This is a genomic window from Lentzea miocenica (assembly GCF_033949945.1).
Taxonomy (GTDB): Bacteria; Actinomycetota; Actinomycetes; order Mycobacteriales; family Pseudonocardiaceae; genus Lentzea; species Lentzea miocenica.
Genome location: NZ_JAXAVW010000009.1, coordinates 58,855 through 76,916 on the forward strand (window position 1 = coordinate 58,855; position 18,062 = coordinate 76,916).

16 protein-coding genes are annotated in these 18,062 nt (G+C 69.1%); 11 read left to right on the top strand and 5 right to left on the bottom strand.

Annotated elements, in window-relative coordinates:
* Positions 1-80: 80 nt before the first annotated feature.
* Together SK803_RS12690 and SK803_RS12695 are read left to right on the top strand one after the other, a co-directional pair.
* Positions 81-1,391: a DUF2252 domain-containing protein gene (locus tag SK803_RS12690; RefSeq protein WP_319966143.1), complete on the top strand. Its 1,311-nt coding sequence runs from the start codon at positions 81-83 to the stop codon at positions 1,389-1,391.
* Positions 1,392-1,505: 114 nt separating this feature from the next.
* Complete coding sequence (locus SK803_RS12695; protein WP_319966144.1) at positions 1,506-2,105, top strand: DsbA family protein; 600 nt, start codon at positions 1,506-1,508, stop codon at positions 2,103-2,105.
* A 4-nt stretch (positions 2,106-2,109) separates the two neighbouring features.
* Here SK803_RS12695 and SK803_RS12700 read toward each other — a convergent pair whose 3' ends face one another.
* A complete protein-coding gene (locus SK803_RS12700; RefSeq protein ID WP_319966145.1) occupies positions 2,110-3,225 on the bottom strand; it encodes a hypothetical protein in 1,116 nt (371 codons plus the stop codon).
* A 77-nt stretch (positions 3,226-3,302) separates the two neighbouring features.
* Entirely contained in the window at positions 3,303-4,205 is a 903-nt protein-coding gene (locus SK803_RS12705) for a GGDEF domain-containing protein (RefSeq protein WP_319966146.1), read from the bottom strand.
* A gap of 241 nt (positions 4,206-4,446) precedes the next feature.
* On the opposite strand from SK803_RS12705, the gene SK803_RS12710 reads away from it, so the two are divergent.
* From SK803_RS12710 to SK803_RS12725, 4 genes are all read left to right on the top strand, one after another.
* Positions 4,447-5,154: a hypothetical protein gene (locus SK803_RS12710; protein WP_319966147.1), complete on the top strand. Its 708-nt coding sequence runs from the start codon at positions 4,447-4,449 to the stop codon at positions 5,152-5,154.
* A 64-nt stretch (positions 5,155-5,218) separates the two neighbouring features.
* Positions 5,219-5,776, top strand: coding sequence for a hypothetical protein (locus tag SK803_RS12715; protein ID WP_319966148.1), 558 nt, complete (start codon positions 5,219-5,221; stop codon positions 5,774-5,776).
* Positions 5,763-6,980: an MAB_1171c family putative transporter gene (locus SK803_RS12720; RefSeq protein ID WP_319966149.1), complete on the top strand. Its 1,218-nt coding sequence runs from the start codon at positions 5,763-5,765 to the stop codon at positions 6,978-6,980. Before SK803_RS12715 ends, SK803_RS12720 begins: the two co-directional genes overlap by 14 nt.
* Positions 6,981-8,357 carry an NAD(P)/FAD-dependent oxidoreductase gene (locus SK803_RS12725; RefSeq protein WP_319966150.1) on the top strand — a complete coding sequence of 459 codons (1,377 nt, stop codon included), beginning with the start codon at positions 6,981-6,983 and terminating at the stop codon, positions 8,355-8,357.
* On the opposite strand, the gene SK803_RS12730 is transcribed toward SK803_RS12725, so the two are convergent.
* Positions 8,341-8,814, bottom strand: a complete 474-nt coding sequence (locus tag SK803_RS12730; protein WP_319966151.1) for a VOC family protein — start codon at positions 8,812-8,814, stop codon at positions 8,341-8,343. The genes SK803_RS12725 and SK803_RS12730 overlap by 17 nt on opposite strands.
* Positions 8,815-8,897: 83 nt before the next feature.
* Here SK803_RS12730 and SK803_RS12735 point away from each other — a divergent pair, with 83 nt between their 5' ends.
* Complete coding sequence (locus SK803_RS12735) at positions 8,898-9,851, top strand: helix-turn-helix transcriptional regulator (RefSeq protein WP_319966152.1); 954 nt, start codon at positions 8,898-8,900, stop codon at positions 9,849-9,851.
* A 304-nt stretch (positions 9,852-10,155) separates the two neighbouring features.
* Here the strand turns inward: SK803_RS12735 and SK803_RS12740 are convergent, their stop codons facing one another.
* Positions 10,156-10,632, bottom strand: coding sequence for a DUF4262 domain-containing protein (locus tag SK803_RS12740; RefSeq protein WP_319966153.1), 477 nt, complete (start codon positions 10,630-10,632; stop codon positions 10,156-10,158).
* A 211-nt stretch (positions 10,633-10,843) separates the two neighbouring features.
* Here SK803_RS12740 and SK803_RS12745 point away from each other — a divergent pair, with 211 nt between their 5' ends.
* The 4 genes from SK803_RS12745 to SK803_RS12760 all read left to right on the top strand — a co-directional run bounded on the left by SK803_RS12745 (position 10,844) and on the right by SK803_RS12760 (position 16,396).
* Positions 10,844-13,882, top strand: a complete 3,039-nt coding sequence (locus SK803_RS12745; RefSeq protein ID WP_319966154.1) for a TIR domain-containing protein — start codon at positions 10,844-10,846, stop codon at positions 13,880-13,882.
* A gap of 128 nt (positions 13,883-14,010) precedes the next feature.
* Positions 14,011-14,502 (top strand): RNA polymerase sigma factor, encoded by a 492-nt coding sequence (locus SK803_RS12750; protein ID WP_319966155.1) that lies wholly within the window; start codon positions 14,011-14,013, stop codon positions 14,500-14,502.
* Entirely contained in the window at positions 14,495-15,535 is a 1,041-nt protein-coding gene (locus tag SK803_RS12755) for a hypothetical protein (protein ID WP_319966156.1), read from the top strand. The genes SK803_RS12750 and SK803_RS12755 overlap by 8 nt, the downstream gene beginning before the upstream one ends.
* A 57-nt stretch (positions 15,536-15,592) precedes the next feature.
* Positions 15,593-16,396, top strand: a complete 804-nt coding sequence (locus tag SK803_RS12760) for an SAM-dependent methyltransferase (RefSeq protein WP_319966157.1) — start codon at positions 15,593-15,595, stop codon at positions 16,394-16,396.
* Here the strand turns inward: SK803_RS12760 and SK803_RS12765 are convergent.
* Complete coding sequence (locus SK803_RS12765) at positions 16,393-18,006, bottom strand: ricin-type beta-trefoil lectin domain protein (protein WP_319966158.1); 1,614 nt, start codon at positions 18,004-18,006, stop codon at positions 16,393-16,395. The genes SK803_RS12760 and SK803_RS12765 overlap by 4 nt on opposite strands.
* Positions 18,007-18,062 lie beyond the last annotated feature (56 nt).

Below are 18,062 nucleotides of genomic sequence, written 5' to 3' on the forward strand. Positions count from 1 at the left end.
CCAATGCGCGTCTTGCCCGGTTTGTTGAAGTTCTTCGGCCAACTCGTGCGGAACCGGGGGCAGGAGAGAGGGAGGCTGCCATGACCGATCGCGGCGACCGCATCGTGAGCGTGCTCGAGGAGGCGTTCTCCGGACTGATGTCGGCCGATCCGGCCGCGTTCCGGCACAAGTTCCGCAAGATGGCGGCCGAACCGTTCACGTTCTACCGAGGCAGCGCCTGTCTGTTTTACGCCGACATGGCCGATCTGCCCGACGAGTGGGCGGACGACCGCACCGGCCGCATCTGGATCCAGGGCGACCTGCACGCGCAGAACTTCGGCACCTACATGGACGCCGAGGGCACGCTGGTGTTCGACGTCAACGACTTCGACGAGGCCTACCTCGGCTCGTTCACCTGGGACGTCCGCCGCTTCGCCGCCTCCATGGCCCTGCTCGGCTGGCGCAAGGCGTTGCCGGACAGCGTGATCACCGATCTGATCCGCACCTACGTCACCGCCTACGTGGCACAGGTCCGCGCGTTCGCCGACCACCCTGGCGACGAGCTGTTCAGCCTTCGCCTCGACAGCACAGAGGGCGCCCTGCACCGCGTCCTGCAACGAGCGCGCCTCTCCACCCGGATCGGCCTGCTGGAAGAGAAGACCGTCATCGTCGACTACGAACGCCGGTTCCGCCGCGACCGCGAAGGCATCCACGAACTGACGCCGGAAATGTGCGCCGCGGTCACCAGGGCCTTCGAGTCCTACCTGGACACGATCCCGACCGGCAAGCGCGCCAGCAGCCGCAGCTACGCCGTCAAGGACATGGTCGGCCGCAGCGGTTTCGGCATCGGCTCAGCCGGCCTGCACGCCTACAACATCCTCGTCGAGGGCCGCTCCCAGGCGTTGGAGAACGACGTCGTCCTCTCGATGAAGCAGGCCAACGTCGCCGCGCCCAGCCGAATCGTGGCCGACGAGCGCATCCGCGAGTACTTCACCGACCACGGCCACCGCACCGCCGTCTCCCAACGGGCGTTGCAGGCGCACGCCGACCCGTGGCTCGGCCACACGCAGATCGACGGCGTCGGCTACGTCGTCGCCGAACTCTCGCCCTACGAGGCCGACCTCGACTGGTCGGACCTCACCGAGCCCGCGGACATGCTGCCGGTGCTCGACTACCTGGGTCGCGCCACCGCGAAGATGCACTGCGTGGCGGACGAGGACTCCGCGCAGACGCTCGTCGCCTTCCAGTGCGAGGAGGCGATCGCCGCGGCCATCGGTGACCGCGAGGACGAGTTCACCGACTCGATCGTCGAGTTCGCGCTGGACTACGCACGCCGGACGCGGGAGGACCACCGGCTGTTCGTGGACGCGTTCCGGGAGGGGCGGATCAAGGGAGTCGACTCGACCGCCTAGGCCGTTCGACGCGCTCACGTTGCAGGACAAGCGATCTTCACGCGCTGAGCGGGGAGCCGACGAGAAACAGCTCACAGCCGAAATTCCCGGTCGGTCGGCTATTTTGTAACCATCGTGAAGCTCGTGTACGTCTTCGACGCTTGTTGTGGCTGGTCGCACGCTTTCTCCGGCACGCTGGAGGAGGTCATCGCGCGCCATCCCGAGCTGCCGGTCGAGGTGGTCTCGGGCGGCCTGTTCACCGGTGCGCGCCGGGTGCCGATCCGCGAGTACGGGTTCATCAAGGGCGCCAACGCCCAGATCACCGCGCGGACCGGGGTGACGTTCGGCGCGGCCTTCGACGCGCTGATCGCGGACGGGTCGTTCGTGATGGACTCCGAGGCCGCCGCGCGCGGGCTGATCGCGCTCCGCCAGTTCGCGCCGGACCGCGCGGCCGAGCTGGCCGTCGCGATGCAGAAGGCGTTCTTCCACGACGGGTTGAGCCTGTCCAACGCGAAGACCTACCGGATGATCGCGGACGCGTTCGGCATCGACTCGGACGCGGTCGTGGGCGCGTTCAAGAACGCCGAGCACGAGGCCGACTTCAACCGGGCGGCCCAGCTCGGCGTGAGCAGCTTTCCGACTTTGCTCGCCGTGCAGGGGAACAAGGCGTTCGCGCTCGCACGGGGACACTCCACCGCGGACGAGATCGAGAAGCGGCTGACAGCGCTCCTTTGAGGAGCTACCTGGACGCCGCGCGGGATTCGATGGTTCCGCGCAACGCTTTGGCGAATCGGCGCAGCCCCTGCGGATCCGCGCGGTAGGCGAGGATCTCGTGGCCGTCGATGTCGTGCGCCAGCGGGGAATCCATCACCGTGCGGCCGTTCGGCAACGTCCTGGTCAGCGCCTCCAGCCTGCCGACCAGGACGCAGCGGCCGCCGAGCGCGGGCAGCAGGGTCTGGATCTCCCACCGCAGCGCGTCGGACGGGATCGTCACGTCGATGATCACCACGCCCGAAGCGTGCGCGAACCCGACCACGGCCTGCCGCCACACGGCGTGCGCCACCGTGACGACGGTGAGGCGGGGCGAGAGGATCTTGCTGCTCTTCCTGGCCATCTTGGACACCCGGCCGGGGATCTCGCGCTCCAGGCGGATGCGTTCGGTCAGCGCGCGCTCGGCACGGCGGGCCTTGAAGTAGCTGAAGAGCAGCAACGGCACGGAGACGCCGACCAGGGCGATCAGCAGCCACATCAGGATGAAGACGACGAGGCCGAGGACCATCGCGCCCCCGAGGGCCTTGCCGATGCCGTCCAGGCCGTCGCTGCCGGTGCCGGGCGACACCGTCGCGCTGGACATCCAGTCGTCCAGGAACATGTCCGCACCGAACCGCATGAACCACCACACGAACACGCCCACCGCGGCGAGCACGAACAAAGTGCCGGCGCCCGAGGCCTTGCGCGGGGCCGTCGAGCCGCCGATGCCCTGCACCATGTCGTCGTCGAGGGTCACCAGACGCCAGGAGCCACCGATCGCGTTGGTCGCGGCGAAGCTCAACGCCTTGGTCGCGTCCGCGTAGCCGAACCGCCGTAGGAACAACACGAGTCGACGGCGGCCACGCAGCAGTTGCAACCCGAGCCACAGGCCGACGAACGCGGCGACCGCGCACCACGCCGTGTAGAGCGCGGCTGTCGTCTTGTCCGAACCCCGGAACGAGTCGGTCAGCTGCAACGCGACGAGGTAGACGAGTCCGATCAGGCCTACGACACCGACCAGGATCAACGGCACCGACGCCGCCACCGCGGCCGCTCTGCCCGCACGACGCGGGCGCGGTCCGTCCAGCACGATCCGCACACCCACGGTCGCCTCCCCTGTGATGCCTGAACATCATTGTGAGGACGGGGAGGTCGCTCCTGATACAGAGCGAACAGGTGACTTCAGTGCACGAGCCCGTGGTGGCGGTTGGTCCACGCGGCCACGGCGGGCAGCACGTCGGTGATCCACTCGCGAGCGGCGGCGGTGAGGCCGTAACGCCCCGCACGCCGGAGCACGAAACCGTTGTCCTGCAAGCGCTCCAACGTGCCGATCACCCGCGGGCCGAGGGCGGCGACGAGCTCCTCCGCGGCCTTGGCACCGTCGGACAGCGCGACCAGGACGTGCGGCAGCTGGTCGCTGCTCATCAGGTCCTGCAACGCGATCAGGTGGTGCAGCGCCGAGGCGTCGGCGTTGCGCTCGGCCGCGAACGAGCCGGGGTCGTGCACCTGGACGCGGGCCCGGCCGGCGCGCTTCGCCCGCTGCAGCGCCGCGTCGGTGTCGCGGACCAGGTCGATGAGCGTGTCCTCGCCGCTGGGCACGTGCGACGCGACGCCGATGGACGCGGTCTGGCCGTGCAGCGTGAGGCCGTAGCCGTCGTTCGTGGTGATCTCGGTCTGCAACGCGCGGATGCCGCGCAACATGCGTTCGGCGACAACAGCCGCTTCACCGCCCGTGGTGCGCGGCAGCAGCACGAGGAACTCATCGCCGCCGTACCGGCACACGAGGTCCGACGAGCGCGTGTGCGTCTTCAACACGTCGGCGACATCGCTCAGCACGACGTCGCCGGCGGGGTGGCCGTACTCGTCGTTGATCTTCTTGAAGCGGTCGAGGTCGATCATCAGCAGCGCGACCTGCTCCCACCGGCGCTGGGCACGGCGGTACGTCGCGGGTGCCTGGTCGTCCCAGCCCCAGCGGCCGAGAAGGCCGGTCAACCGGTCCGTTGCCCACGCGCCGACCGGCTGTGCACAGGAACCGCAACGCGAGGGAGCGCTCTCGTCGTGCAGGCGCAGAGAACTGTGGTTCACCGGAAGCCCCATCCGCGCAGTCGTCATGAGTCCCCCCAGACTTCAGCTCTGACTGGCCCGATCTGCCCGCTTCAACTCAAGTGACGTCGTTCGGATCAAACGCGACACATCAGTTGAAGCGACGGAGTGTGATCATAGGGCGACACACAGGTGGATTCAACCCCTGTGATGCCATATGCTCTTGCGGTTCCACAACAGTGGAATGATCGCTGGCCAGGGGTCGCTCCAGCGGAGGTGTGGCGTGAGGCCGTTCGCCGAAGTGCTCAACGAGCTGTGCAACAACCCGCCCAACGGCGCAGGCAAGGTGACCAACGTAGCGCTCGCCGCCGCGGTCAAGGCGCGGGGCGGGGACATCGGGCACGGCTACATCTCGCAGCTTCGGCTCGGTGTGAAGGACAACCCGACCTGCCAGGCCATCGTCGACCTCGCCGGTGCGCTCGGCGTGCACCCCGCGGTGTTCCTCGACGGCCGCGGCCGGCTGCACCCCGGTGAGCAGCCCGGTTGGCGCGCCAACGCGTTGAGCACGCTCTTCGGGGCCGTCCACCCGCCGGACCGCGGACCGTGGTCGCCGGAGGAGGTCGCGACCTCGATCAGCTCGTCCGGCCAGTTCGGCAGCATCTCCGCGAGCTACATCCGCGAACTGCTGAGCAACACCAGCGACAACCCGCGGCTCAAGCACATCCTCGGCCTGGCAGACCACTTCGGCGCCGATCCGGCGTACTTCTTCGACGACGACCTGGCGGCCAGGGTCGATTCGGAGCTGACGGACTTCCTGGCACTGCGCGAGCTCGGCGTCGTCGAGTTCGTCACCCGTCTGGCCGAACGTACGGGCGAACTGTCCCCGCAGGCGAGGGCCGCTGCGGTAGAAGGGTTCCGGCAGGCGCTCGAAGTCGGCGAGGGCTGGTCGTTCCCACTGAACAGCCGCCGTACGTCTCCGGACCACACTTGATGACGACGACGGCGTGAAGATCTCAGCCTGGACCGCTGCAGACGACATCGAGAGGAGGCGACGGGTGAACCGCAGGAAACTGCGCAAGCTGGTCGACGAGGTCGCCCGAGACCTCGACCTGCCGCCCGACGCCACGCACCGGGACGCGAGCCGCCGGGTCTGCGAGCTGATGAGCGAACGACTCGGGCGTCCCGTCGACGTCCGCTTCGCCGCCATCACGAACGCGGTCTGCCTCAGCGGTGCGACCGCGTTGCTCGAGAACGGCACGTATCTCGTCATCTGCGCGGATTCGCCGTCCTGGTACCACCGCCTGCACGTGCTGCTGCACGAGTTCGCGCACGTGCTGCTGGAGCACCAGCCCGTGGCGCTGGGCCGCAGCGAGGGCATGCGCAAGCTCGCGCCGCACCTGCTGCCGCGGATGGCGCAGATCATCGCCGGCCGGACGACGCTGACCGAGGACGAGGAACGGCAGGCCGAGAACCTCGCGGACCACCTGCTGGAGCGGTTGACCGAACACCGGGTGTGGGCCGACACTGCCGCCACCGAGGAACCCGCGCACGTGCGGCGGGTCGCCGAGTCTCTCGAAGGAAGATCTCGCTGGGTGCGTCGTGGCGATCTTTAACCTGATCTACCTCTCGTGCGGCATCGTCGGTCTGCTCCTGCTCGCGTACAAGATCCGTGCGCTGCGGTCGAGCTGGGGCAGCCCCCGTGTCGTCGCGTTGATCTCCACCGTGTTCTTCGCGGCGTTCGCCGTGCTCTTCGCCGCGCCCGCGAACATCACCTGGATCAACTGGGCCAGTGGCGTGCCGAACTTCGCGGCGCTGCTCGTCTACAGCCTGGTGGTCTGCTTCGCCGGTGCGGCGTTCGCGCTGGTGTTGTACTGGCGGTACCCGCCTGTCCAGGCGTGGCAACGGGTCCGGCTGATCGTCGTCAGCTACACCTCGATCGTCGCGGCGATGATCGTGCTGTTCTTCAAGTCCGAGGTCGGCGAGGAACGCCAGGTCGACTTCGACACGTTCTACGCCACGCAGCCGACGGTGGCGGTGTTCCTGTTCATCTACCTCGTGGCCACCGCGGTCGGTTGCGGTGGCCAGGCCTACCACTGCTGGCAGGGCTCGCGCGACGAGGCGATCTCGGCCAGGCCCTGGCTCGCCCGCGGCCTGCGCTGGTACTGCGCCACCGCGCTGTTCCCGGTGGCGTTCGCGGTGATCAAGCTGTTCGTGCTGCTGATGGACTGGTTCGGTGAGCGCAGCTTCGACATCCTGAGCCTGGCCGCGCCGCTGATGGCGTCGCTGTCGATGATCCCGCTGGTGATCGCGATGGCGCTGCCGGTCTTCGGCCCGCGCCGGCCGTCTCCCTCGCTGTGGGTGCGGCGCTGGCGGACCTACTTCGCGCTGCGGCCGCTGCACCGCGCGCTGGTGCACGTGAACCCCGGCATCGTGCTGGTCGCGCCGGGCAAGTTCCTCAACCCGCACCACCGCGTGCGCCGGCAGATCATCGAGCTCAACGACTGGCGCTGGGCGCTCACGCCGTACTTCGACCTGTCCGTCGGTGAGACCGCGACCTCCCTCGCGCGCGAGGCCTCACTGCCCAAGGACGAGGTCGCCGCCGTGGTCGAGGCCGCTCAGCTGCGGGCCGCCGGATCGTCCAGCGGGCGGCTGCGGCCCGCCAAGCGCCGTCCCGCCTCGGAGATCGTCGACGGCACGGACCTGTCCGTCGAGCACGACAGGTGGGTGCGGATATCGCGTGCCTACCAGCATTCGCCGATAGTCGACGCAGCCGTCGCCGACGTCACGCGTGTGCAAGCAGCAGGGGGAATGGATTAGATGGCACCCACACACGCCGTTGTCCTGGGCGGAGGACTCGCGGGCATGCTCGCGGCGTCCGTCCTCGTCAAGCACGTGGACGAGGTCACCGTCGTCGAGCGCGACAAGTTGCCGGACGGCCCGGATTCCCGCGCCGGTGTGCCGCAGGCCCGGCACGCGCACCTGCTGATGTCCGGTGGCGCGCGGGCGATCGAGTCGTTGCTGCCGGGGACGTTGGACGCGTTGTTCTCCGCCGGCGCGCACCGGATCGGGGTGCCGAACGACCTGGTGTCGTTGAGCGCCCAGGGATGGGTGCCGCGGTTCCCGGAGATGCAGTTCATCGTGACGTGCAGTCGCGGCTTGCTGGACTACGTGGTCCGGACCCAGGCGTTGCGGGACAACAAGATCTCGGTGCTGACCGGGACCGAGCCGGTGTCGTTGCTCGGCTCGCGGGACGCCGTGTCCGGGGTGCTGGTGGAGGACCGGATCTCGCGCGAGCAGATCTCGCTGGAGGCCGACCTGGTCGTCGACGCGACCGGCCGGGGCTCGCGGCTGCCCTCGTGGCTGGCCGACCTCGGGTTGCCCGAGGTGCGTTCCGAGAGCGTCGACTCCGGACTTGCCTACGCCACCCGGATCTTCCAGGCTCCCGCGTCCGCCGCCGCTGATTTCCCGATCGTCAACGTGCAGGCGAATCCACGTGATCCGCATCCGGGGTGCACGGCCACCCTGCTGCCCATCGAGGGCGGCCGATGGCTGGTCACGTTGTCGGGCACGCGCGGCGGTGAGCCGTCGACCGACGAGTCGGAGTTCGTCGCGTTCGCCCGGTCGGTGCGCAACCCGGTCGTGGGCGAGCTGATCGCCGCAGCCGAGCCGTTGTCTCCGGTGTACGGGTCGCACAGCACCGCGAACCGGCGGAACTTCTTCGAGCGCTTGAAGACCTGGCCCACCGGCCTGCTGGCGCTGGGCGACGCGGTGGCCACCTACAACCCCGTCTACGGGCACGGGATGTCGATCGCGGCGCAGAGCGCCCAGGCGCTGGACACCGGCCTGCGGGCCGGCCACAGCGCCCAGGAGATCCAGCGCGGCATCGGCAAGGTGGTCGACGGGGCCTGGGCGATGGCGACCAACCAGGACATCCTCTATCCGGGCGCGGTCGGCAAACCGTTGCCGCTGGCGGGACGGGTGTTGCAGCGCTACGTGGACCGTTTGGTGCGCACGGCGACCACCGAGGCCGCGGTGACCCGTGCTTTCCTGGACGCGTTCACGCTGTCGGCACCGATGGCGAACCTGGTCAGCCCCAAGGTGATGTGGGCGACCATGCGCGGGCCCCGGCACGAGGTGTCGCCGGAGCCGACGCTGACGGCGGACGAGCGGGAGCGCGTCACCTCCGCGGAGTGAAGTCCGCGCTCTGCACGTATTTCATGGCCTCAATGAACTTCGGGTCCCGCATCCGGTCGTTCAACTCAGCCTCGGTCGGCTCCGCCACGCGCTGGTGGAGCCACCAGAGGTTGCCGAACGGGTCGGCGAACCGGCTGACCCGGTCACCCCAGAACATCTCGGTGGGCTCGGTGATCGTGGTGGCGTTGCGGGCTGTGGCTTTCCTGAGCGTGGCCGCGTCGTCCTCGACGTAGAGGCGGAGGAACGCCGGCGTCGTCGGCCAGTCCGGCACGTCGAAGAGCATCACCACCGAGTCGCCGACGCGGACCTCGGCGTGGCCGATGTTCGGTGCCTCGCCCACGCGGCCGAGTTCGGTGGCGTCGAAGACGTCCGTGATGAAGTCGATCAGCTCGGCCGTCTGGCCTCGGGTGATCAGCCACGGCGTCACGGTGTGGTAGCCCTCGGGCACGACGTTCATGTGGGTCCTTCCCTTCGTCTCGGGAGAACCGTATGAGCGATGTAGGACCATTCCGGTCCTAGTTCTGGCCTAGGTTTGCCCACATGAATGATGCGGCCCGGTTGTTGCGTCTGCTGTCGCTGTTGCAGACCCCGCGCGAGTGGCCCGGCAGCGAACTGGCCGGCCGCCTGGGCGTCACGCCGCGAACGGTGCGGCGCGACGTCGACCGCCTGCGCGACCTCGGCTACCCCGTCGAGGCCACGATGGGCGCACTCGGCGGCTACCGGCTCGTCGCGGGCACGGCCATGCCCCCGCTGCTCCTCGACGACGAGGAGGCCGTCGCCATCGCGGTCGGCCTGCGCACCGCCGCTCGCCAACCGGTCGCGGGCATCGCCGAGGCGTCACTTCGCGCCCTGTCGAAGCTGCAACAGGTCCTGCCGCCCCGCCTGGCCCGGCGGGTGTCGTCGCTGACGTCGGCGACCGCACCTCCCGCGTCGTCGTTCGCCTCACTGGTCGACCCGGCCCAGCTCACGGTGATCGCCGGTGCCGTGACCGCCCGCGAACGGGTGCGGTTCGGCTATGTGACGCAGGAGAACGTGGTCTCGAAGCGGCACGTCGAGCCTGTTCAGTTGGTAGCGCTCGGCCGGCGCTGGTACCTCCTCGCGTTCGACGTGGAACGGGACGACTGGCGGATCTTCCGGCTGGATCGCATTTCCGCGGCCCTGGCCACGGGAGCGCGGTTCACGCCGAGGGTGCCTCCCGGCGGGGACGCGACCGGGTACGTGACGCAGCGGATGTACGACACCGCGCCGACCTACCGGGCCCGCGCGACCCTGCGGCTGCCGGTGGAGCTGGCTCGGGCCCGGTTGGCGGACTTCGCCGGGGAGCTGACGGCCATCGACGACGCCTCGTGCGGCTGGCACAGCGTCGAGGACACGGTCGACTACCTCGCGTTCCGGCTGACGTTGCTGGGGTGCGAGTTCGTGGTGCACGGGCCTGTGGAGTTGGTGGAGCACATGCGGGGGCTTGGTGAGCGGATCAGCCGCTCGGTGACCTAGTCCGCTCGGTGGCGAAACGCGGGTGACGGCCGCAGGTCCAGGTAGCGACCCGACCGGTGCCGGCAGGGCGATCCGTCATCGGTCGCCCAGCCGCCCAACACATCTGCGACACCTCGGCGACCAGACCATGCCGCCACGCGAGCTAGTGGCGTGGCTCGAAACGTTGCCCGGGAATTCGCGGTCAGACGGGTGCATCGTGGTGCCGCCCCCGCGTTCTCATCCTGGTTGGCTGTGGACGTGGGGGCGGTGCCGCGAGGCGCCCTGCTGAGCGTGGATTACCTCGACGACGTTTCGAGTCGTGCCACTAGCCCGGCGGGCCCGCTCTCACCCCCAGCACCGGCTGCCCTCCCAGCACCCCCTCGTACTCGCGGTCCCAAGGCCATCGCCCACCCTCGTCGGCGTGCACGAGCTGCAGCGCGGCGATGCCCTCGCCGTACAGCCGCGCGGACACCAGCAGGTGGGCCCACGGGCGTGCGACGCGCACGACCTCCAGCAAAGGGCCGCCTGGCAAGGAGAAGCGTTGGCCTGGCGAGGGCGCGCAGCTGTGCGTGAGGTGTTCGGCGGTGTCGTCGAGCAGCCGGCCCGCTTCCAGGACGGCCATGCCCGTCACGACGAGTTCTGGCAGGCCGCGCGGGGTCAGGCCGACGGTGTAGGCCCAGGGCGGGTGGGCTCGGTCTCGTTCTATCGCCTGCACGGCCCAGCCTCGCGCGTCGATGCAGCGGCGCAGGGTGGCCAGGTGTTCTTCCATGCGGCCGGCGGGGTGGTCGCAGTCCCAGCACATGACGGTCTCCTCGGATCGGTGGTGGTTCCAGTGTGCCGAGGAGCACCGACAAGATCGTTTGGGCAGTTCGTGGACAGAAAGTGGACAAACGATCTGTCGGACGTGTGGATCGTTAATCTGCGACGCACGGAGGATCGTCGATGCGCCAGCGAACACTCGAGCAGCAGCCCACAAAGGACGGCTTGGTCGCCGCGAGGGGCTGCGGGGACTGATGGAGATCGAGCCCGGCACACCGCTGGCCAACGCGATCAAAGCCGCGCAGGCCGCCTCACGGCGCGGTGACGTGCACGGGATCGATCACGCCTACCGGGAGGCCGCGAAGGTCACCTGGATCATCGCCCACGACCACTGCGCCGCGCTGCTGGGCCACGGCGCGATCGCGACGGCCGCCCAGCGCTGCGACGAGTACCTGACCAGGAGCAACGACACCGGGCTGCGGGTCCTTCGTGCCCAGATCCGCAGTGCCGCGACGGATCACGCGACGGCCGCCCAGGACGTTCGTGAGCTGCGGAAGCTGAAGCTCACCGAACTGCAGCAGGCGAGGCTCGCGCGGGTGGCCGCGCTGGCCGCCGCCGACCGCTTCGACTTCCCCACCGCGGAAAGCGAGCTTGACGCCGCCGAACGTCACTTCCGCCGCGCCGGGCGCACCGAGCACCTGGAGATCATCGGCGACGACCGGGTGCTGCTCGACGTGCGCAGGGGCAGCCACGTCCCGAAGATCAGCGGCCGGGCGCTGCGGGCCCCTGCCGAGTACCTGCGGCAGGCCGCGGTGCTGCGCAGGGACCTCCGGTACGAGGAAGCGCTGGCGCTGATGACCAGGTGCGCCACCAGTTACGAGATCGAGCCCGCGCTGAGGTTCGCCGTCCTGTACGAGCTGACCGTCCTGCTGGTGATGACCAGGCAGGCGGGCGCGGCACGCCGGCTCTTCCCGCTGCTCGTCGCCTCGGCGGGGCCGGACGTGATCTCGAAGCTCCCGGACGCCACCCAGACGCTCGCTCCCGAACGCCGCCTGGACCACGTCCGCCGCCTGATCGCGGACGGCAGGCTGACCACCGCCGAAAGCATGCTGGGCGAGGGGAACTCCGCGTTCTGGCACCTCACCACGGCCGAGCTCGCCTACGCCAAGGGGCTGCTCGACCAGGCCGTCCGCCACTTCCACCTGGCCTCGACCCGATCGAACCACGCCGAGCTGAAAGCGCTGGCGCTGCGCGAACTCGGTGACACCTACGCCGACATCGGAGACGAAGACCAAGCCGCGCGACACTGGACCGAGTCCCGCTACGTCGAGAAGGACGTCACCGACCAGCAGGACAGCCCCGGCGGCAAGGCCAGGACGCTGCGCGCGGCCAGGGACGAACACGACGGCCGCGTGCTCGCCGCGGTCCGCCGCGTCCAGCGCGACGGCAGGAAAGCGTTGGCAGGACTGGTGGTCGCGATCGAGGCGGCCCGCGGCGCCACCATGCTCCCCGAGCCGCGCGACCTGCCGGGGTTCACGGACCTCCAGGCAGCCAGGCACTGGCTCGGCAGAACGACGAAACCGCTGCCGCGCGACCAGGTCGTGTGGATGATGCACGCCACCCCGGACCAGATCCACCACGTGCTCATCGGCCGCGGAGTCACGCATCTGGTGACCGACGTCCACATCAGCGAGCTGACCGGGACGATCCGCCGGGTCAAGGCGTGGAACCCGAGGCACAACCCCGCGATCTTCGGCACCCTGCTCGTCGAGCTGGCCAGGCTGATCGCACTCGAAGACGTGCTCGAAGCCTTGCCGCCGAGAGTCACGAGGATCGCCGTCGTGGCGGGCGGCGTCCTCGCGGACATCCCACTCGCCGGCCTGCCCCTCCCCGGCACCAGCCACTTCCTCGGCCTCACCCACGCGTTGTCGAACCTGCCGTGCCTGTCCGCACTGCCCGCGCTCCACCACCGCGCCCGCGGGCAGAGGGGCGACAACACCGCGGTCTTCCGGGAGCCGGCCGAACTCGAACGCGCCCTCAAAGAGCATCGATTCCAACGCATCCGGATAGACGCCCACAGCACGCACAACCGGATGAACCCCGACCAGCCGTGGCTGAAGCTGGGCAGCGAACGGGTGTCCGCGGAAGCGTTGCAAGGCATGGACTTCAGTGGATGCGGCACGGTCGTGCTCGGCGCGTGCGAGTCCGGTTTCGTCCGCGCGGCCATCACCGCCGGAGCGGGAGCGGTTGTGGCCGCCCGCTGGAAGGCGGAAGACGAGGCGGCACAACAGGTGCTCGACGCGTTCGACCGCAACCTGGCCAAGCTCCCCCGCGACCGCGCCTTGCAGCACGCGCTGATAGAGGTCGCCGACCGGCACCCGGCCGACTGGGCGTGCTGGTCCCTGCACGGCGACGCGGGAGTCCAGACCACAGCGGGCCCACTGCGCAGAAGATTCAGGAAGAACGGAGAACACGTGCCGCTCGAAACCCGTCCCAAGGTGTTCCTGTCGTTCGCCGGCAAGGACCGCCCGCACGCCGAGCAGCTCCGCGCCGAACTGGAAGCCCGCAGCGTCAACGCCTATCTCGACGAGAACGGGACAACACCGGGCGACAACGTGATCCGCACGATCGACGACGCGCTGACGACCTCCGACTACTTCGTCCTGCTGTGGTCGGCGAACACCCGGCAACGGGAGTGGGCCGACCAGGAGTGGACCGCGGCCTTCAACCTGAAGATGGCGCGCCGCCGCGCCTTCCTGTTCATCGTGCGGCTGGACGAGGAACCGCTGCCGCTCCTGCTCGCGCCCCGCAAACACGTGGACCTGGTGGACGCCGCCGACCGCCTGGTCGCGATCTGGCGGGCCGACCGCAAGTCGGAGCTTCCGGTGTTCCCGCAACCGATGCCGGCGACGACGGACGGCCCGACCGTCGCGGTCTCCGTGCGCAGCCACGACCTGGGCGTCACGCACGTCGTCATGATCCCGCTGCACCTGACCGGCGCCGCGCTGTACCGGACGGTGTCCACCGCGTTGCAGCTGCCCACCGAGCAGGCCACGTTCGACGGCACGGTCGGCATGCGGTTCTCCTACGAGCTGTCCCGGAACAACGAGCCGATCCCGAACGACGAGTCCACCGTGGAACTGAGCTCCGACCTCGTCGACATCGCGGTCCGCGTCGAGTCGTTCCTCCCGTACCACAACAAGGAACTCCGCCAGGACGAGCTCGACGAAGGGCTGGACGTCGACCAGCAACGCATGCTGCTCGTCGCCGCCTTCCGCCATCTCCTGCCGTGAGCGCCGCGAGCCAGCCGAACGGGTGAATCTGCCCGTTCGACTCAGCCTTTCCTGGCTTCAGCGCCTGTAACCGTTGAAGGTCGCCTTCTGGCGGTTAAGGGCACGAGCGGACGCTGAAGGGAAGGCCGTTGCGCACACCGGAGCCGGATCAGGGCCCGGACCAGGGCTTTGCCGAGTTCTTCCGCACCTGCCTGCCCGTGGTGACCAGGACGTTGACGGCGCTCACCGGCGACACCCGAGTGGTCGACGACGTGGCGCAGGACGCGCTGGTGATCGCGCAGCACCGTTGGGGCGACATCCACGCGTACGACAAGCCCGAGGCGTGGGTGCTGAAAGTCGCGATACGGCTGATGCGCCGGTGGCAGCAGAAGTACCAGCACGAAACACCGCTGGTCTCGATGCCTGAAGTGGTTGAACGCGTGCGCGAGGTGGAGGCGCTGCACTCCGCCGTGCGTCAGCTCTCCCCCAGGCACCGCGAGGCCGTGGCGTTGCACCACCTGCTCGGTTACTCGGTCAGCGAGATCGCCTCGGTGCTGGTGGTCAGCGAGTCGACCGTGCGGACGCACCTCTCTCGCGGCAGGGCCGAGCTGCGACGGATTCTCGGAGGCAGTGATGAGTGACCTGCTGGCTCAGTTCGAGTTCGACCAGGCCGTGGAACGGCTCTACCGGGCGGGTGAGGCGGCGGAACGGGCCGGGCACCTGCGCGAGGCGGCCGTGCACTTCCGGGTCGCCGCCGACCAGCATCTCGGTGACGCGGCGGTGCGCCTGGCTCAGGTGCTGTTCGCGCTCGGTGAGACTGCCGAGGCTCAGCGCTGGTGCTCCGTGGCGGTGGCCGACGGGTTCGACGAGGCCGCGGAACTCGTGCAGGCAGATCTTGGCGCGCGGCAACGGTTCCTGGAGCACGCGGCGCGGATCATGGTTGGCGCACCGACGTTCGACTGGCTGCCGTCCGGAGTGCCGTCGGGCCATGCCGAGCCGGCGGAGGTTCAGGCGCGAACACGGGCGTTGCGTGCGTTGGACGAGCAGTACGGTGGAATCGCTTGCTACGGCTCAGTGTTGGCGCACCTCGCCGTTGTCGAGCCGTTCATCGTCGTCGGTGACGCCGACATGTGGACGGCCGTCGCGGAGGTGCACGAGCTGGCGGGCTGGACCGCGTTCGACAGCGGAGTGCCGGGCACCGCGCTGCCCCACTTCGAGCGCGCGCTGACGTTGGCCCGGCAGGCGGAGAACGAGTCGTTGATCGCCTCGGTGCTGACGCGGGCCGGCCGGATGTTCCTGCACCACAACGCACCTCAGGAAGCGCTGAAGGCGTTCCAGCTCGGATTCGTGGCCGCGCACAACTCCTGGGCCGACCGGCGGGACCTGGCCGATCCGGAACAGGCCATCGCCTCGCTCACCACAAAGGTCGGCACATATGGTGCCGAACGCGTCCGCGCCCGCACGATCGCGCTGACCGCACTGGCCCGCAACCATCTCGCGCTCGGCGAAGTGGCCGCCGCCAGCGGTCTTGTCGAGAGTGCACTGTCCGAGGCGGCCACTCTGCGTTCGGTGCGCGCGAACGACCAACTCCGCTGGCTCGCCGCGGAAGCCCGGAGCGCCGGTGCGTCTTCGCTGGTGGAGCAGATCACCGCCCGTTTCGCGCGCTGTGGCTGACGTTTCACCCGATCCGGGCCGATACACGCGTGCGCGCGAACGGGTAGGTTTTGCGGCATGGCCGAGCCTTTCTCGTGGGTCCCCGCAGGAATCAACACGGATGTGCCCAGCGCGGCACGGGTGTACGACTTCCTGCTGGGAGGTGGCCACAACTTCGCGTCGGACCGCATGGTCGGCGACAAGGTGCTGCAGATCCTGCGCGACGGCCGCGCCATCGCGTCCTCGAACCGCTCGTTCATGCGCCGCGCGGTCCTGCTGATGATGGAGCAGGGCATCACCCAGTTCCTCGACCTCGGCTCGGGCATCCCGACGGTCGGCAACGTCCACGAGATCGTGCAGCAGGCGAACCCGGACGCCCGCGTCGTCTACGTGGACCACGACGAGGTGGCGGTCTCGCACAGCCAGCTCATCCTGGAGGGCAACGACAACGCGGGCGTCGTGCAGGCGGACATGTGCCAGCCGCAGGACGTCCTGTCCGACCCGGTCGTGAAGGATCTGATCGACTTCTCCCAGCCCGTGGGCCTGCTCATGGTCGCCGTGCTGCACTTCGTCTCGGACGAGAAGGACCCCGCCGACATCGTCGCCCGCTACCGCGACGCCATGCCGTCGGGCAGCCTGATCGCGCTCTCGCACCTGACCGCCGACTTCAAGCCGGAGGAGATGGGCGGCGTCGTCGAGGCCATGAAGCACAGCCGCGACCCGATGCACTTCCGCGCCCTGGCCGAGTTCGAGCCGATGTTCGCCGGCATGGAGGTGCTCCAGCCGGGCGTCGTCTCGGCGCCGCAGTGGCACCCGGAACTCGGCCCGGCCGGAGTTGGCGGCCCAGCGGACGTCTACGTCGGCGTAGGCCGCAAGCTTTAGCGGAACCTCCAGGCCTGGGCCGCGGAACCGTTGCAGGTCCAGATGTTCAGGCGCGTGCCAGGAGTCGTCGACGCACCGGGGTTGTCCAGGCACAGCCCCGACCGCGGGTTCTGCACCGACCCGTCCGACCGCACGCGCCACTGCTGCGCGCCGGTGCCGTTGCACTCCCACAGCTGGACGATCGTGCCGTTGGTGGTGCCGCTGTTGTCGATGTCGAGGCACTTGCCGGAGATCGCGATGGTGCCGTCCGCGACGACGCGCCACTTCTGCGCGTAGGAGTTGTTGCACGTCCAGATCTGCACCGGGTTGCCGTTGGCGGTGCCGCCGGCGTTGTTGTCCAGGCACAACGTTGAGGCCGCGGACATCTCCACGGAACCGGCGCCGGACGGGTGGCGCTCGGCCGGCAGCGTTGGCGTGTTGCGGTGGTAGAAGTCGACGGCCAGGTAGTTCGGGGTCTTGCGGGCCGCGGGTTCGCAGAAGCGCTGGGCGCGGTTGACGGCCTTCGAGTTGTCGGTCGCGACGGTGCCTTCCATCGGGACGTCGCGGAAGTGGTTCATCACGAAAAGCGGGCGGAAGCCGGCCTCTGTGGCGGTGAGCGGCTTCTCGCCCCAGCGGGAGTAGCAGGACCAGTCGGACGTGCCGGTGCCGGAGCCCATCGACCAGTAGTTCTCGACGGTCCAGTCGCGCTGGTAGAGCACGCCGGAGTTCTCGCGGCCGTCCTTGCCGTGGTCGGTGAAGATGAGCAAACGCTTGCCGGACGCCCTCATCTGCGACAACGTCGGCCAGCCGTTCTCCCGTACGCCCTCGGCGCGGAACAACACGTCGTTCAGGCCGTTGACGGACGCGAGAGAGGACCGCAGCACGTCTGCGGAGACGTAGTCCTCCAGGAACACCGTGACGATCTCGGTGGGGCGTGACTTCAGGAAGTCGACGATGCGCTGGATGTCGACGCCGAGTGCCACGGGCTTGCTGACGAGGGTGCAGCTGTTGTGGCAGAGGATCGCGCCGTCGGGCGTCTGGTGGATGTCGAGCATGAAGCCGCGGACGCCGTCGTTGAGCTGCTGCACGATGCCGCGCGACTGGTTCGGGGCGATGTTGCCGAAGGTGAAGCCGCCGTCGACGCCGTTCGCGTAGGCGTTGTGCGAGGTCAGGAAGGTCATCTCGTCGAGGCGCGGGTCGGCAGGGGGCTGGTAGCGGATCGGGTTGACCGGGGTGAGGAACCACGTGTCGTTGCCCGTGCCGACGCGGACCTGGTCGGTGCCGGACGCGATCAGGTAGCGGTCCGCGCCGGGGTCCTTGAAGCGGTAGCGGTCCTGGTCGTCCAGCACGGCGACCCACTGGGCGTCAGCGCTGGAGCAACTGACCATCTGGGCAGTGTCGCCGGAGCGGCCGAGGCACTGGCCGCCCTCGGACAACGTGCTGCCGTTCCAGGCGAACTGCTGGCGGTCCTCGTTGCCCTTGGGGCGGTGCTGGACCACGGACGAGCCGGACACGGCGGCGTTCTGGCCGGTCACGGCGCTTTGCAGGTAGTAGTTGCCGTTGGGAGCGGCGGCCGCGTCGACAGGGACGAGCAGCAGCGACAACAGCGCGAGTGCAGGGATGATGCGCATGGGGTGAAGGCTCACGGATGGACGTGAACGTGAAAAGACTTCACACCGAAATCCGT

Excerpts from the sequence above, each read along its gene's own strand:
- SK803_RS12745 (WP_319966154.1), top strand. The coding sequence starts at position 10,844 with ATGGAGATCGAGCCCGGCACACCGCTGGCCAACGCGATCAAAGCCGCG.
- SK803_RS12725 (WP_319966150.1), top strand. The coding sequence starts at position 6,981 with ATGGCACCCACACACGCCGTTGTCCTGGGCGGAGGACTCGCGGGCATG.
- SK803_RS12760 (WP_319966157.1), top strand. The coding sequence starts at position 15,593 with ATGGCCGAGCCTTTCTCGTGGGTCCCCGCAGGAATCAACACGGATGTG.
- SK803_RS12755 (WP_319966156.1), top strand. The coding sequence starts at position 14,495 with ATGAGTGACCTGCTGGCTCAGTTCGAGTTCGACCAGGCCGTGGAACGG.
- SK803_RS12730 (WP_319966151.1), bottom strand. The coding sequence starts at position 8,814 with ATGAACGTCGTGCCCGAGGGCTACCACACCGTGACGCCGTGGCTGATC.
- SK803_RS12740 (WP_319966153.1), bottom strand. The coding sequence starts at position 10,632 with ATGTGCTGGGACTGCGACCACCCCGCCGGCCGCATGGAAGAACACCTG.
- SK803_RS12690 (WP_319966143.1), top strand. The coding sequence starts at position 81 with ATGACCGATCGCGGCGACCGCATCGTGAGCGTGCTCGAGGAGGCGTTC.
- SK803_RS12735 (WP_319966152.1), top strand. The coding sequence starts at position 8,898 with ATGAATGATGCGGCCCGGTTGTTGCGTCTGCTGTCGCTGTTGCAGACC.
- SK803_RS12765 (WP_319966158.1), bottom strand. The coding sequence starts at position 18,006 with ATGCGCATCATCCCTGCACTCGCGCTGTTGTCGCTGCTGCTCGTCCCT.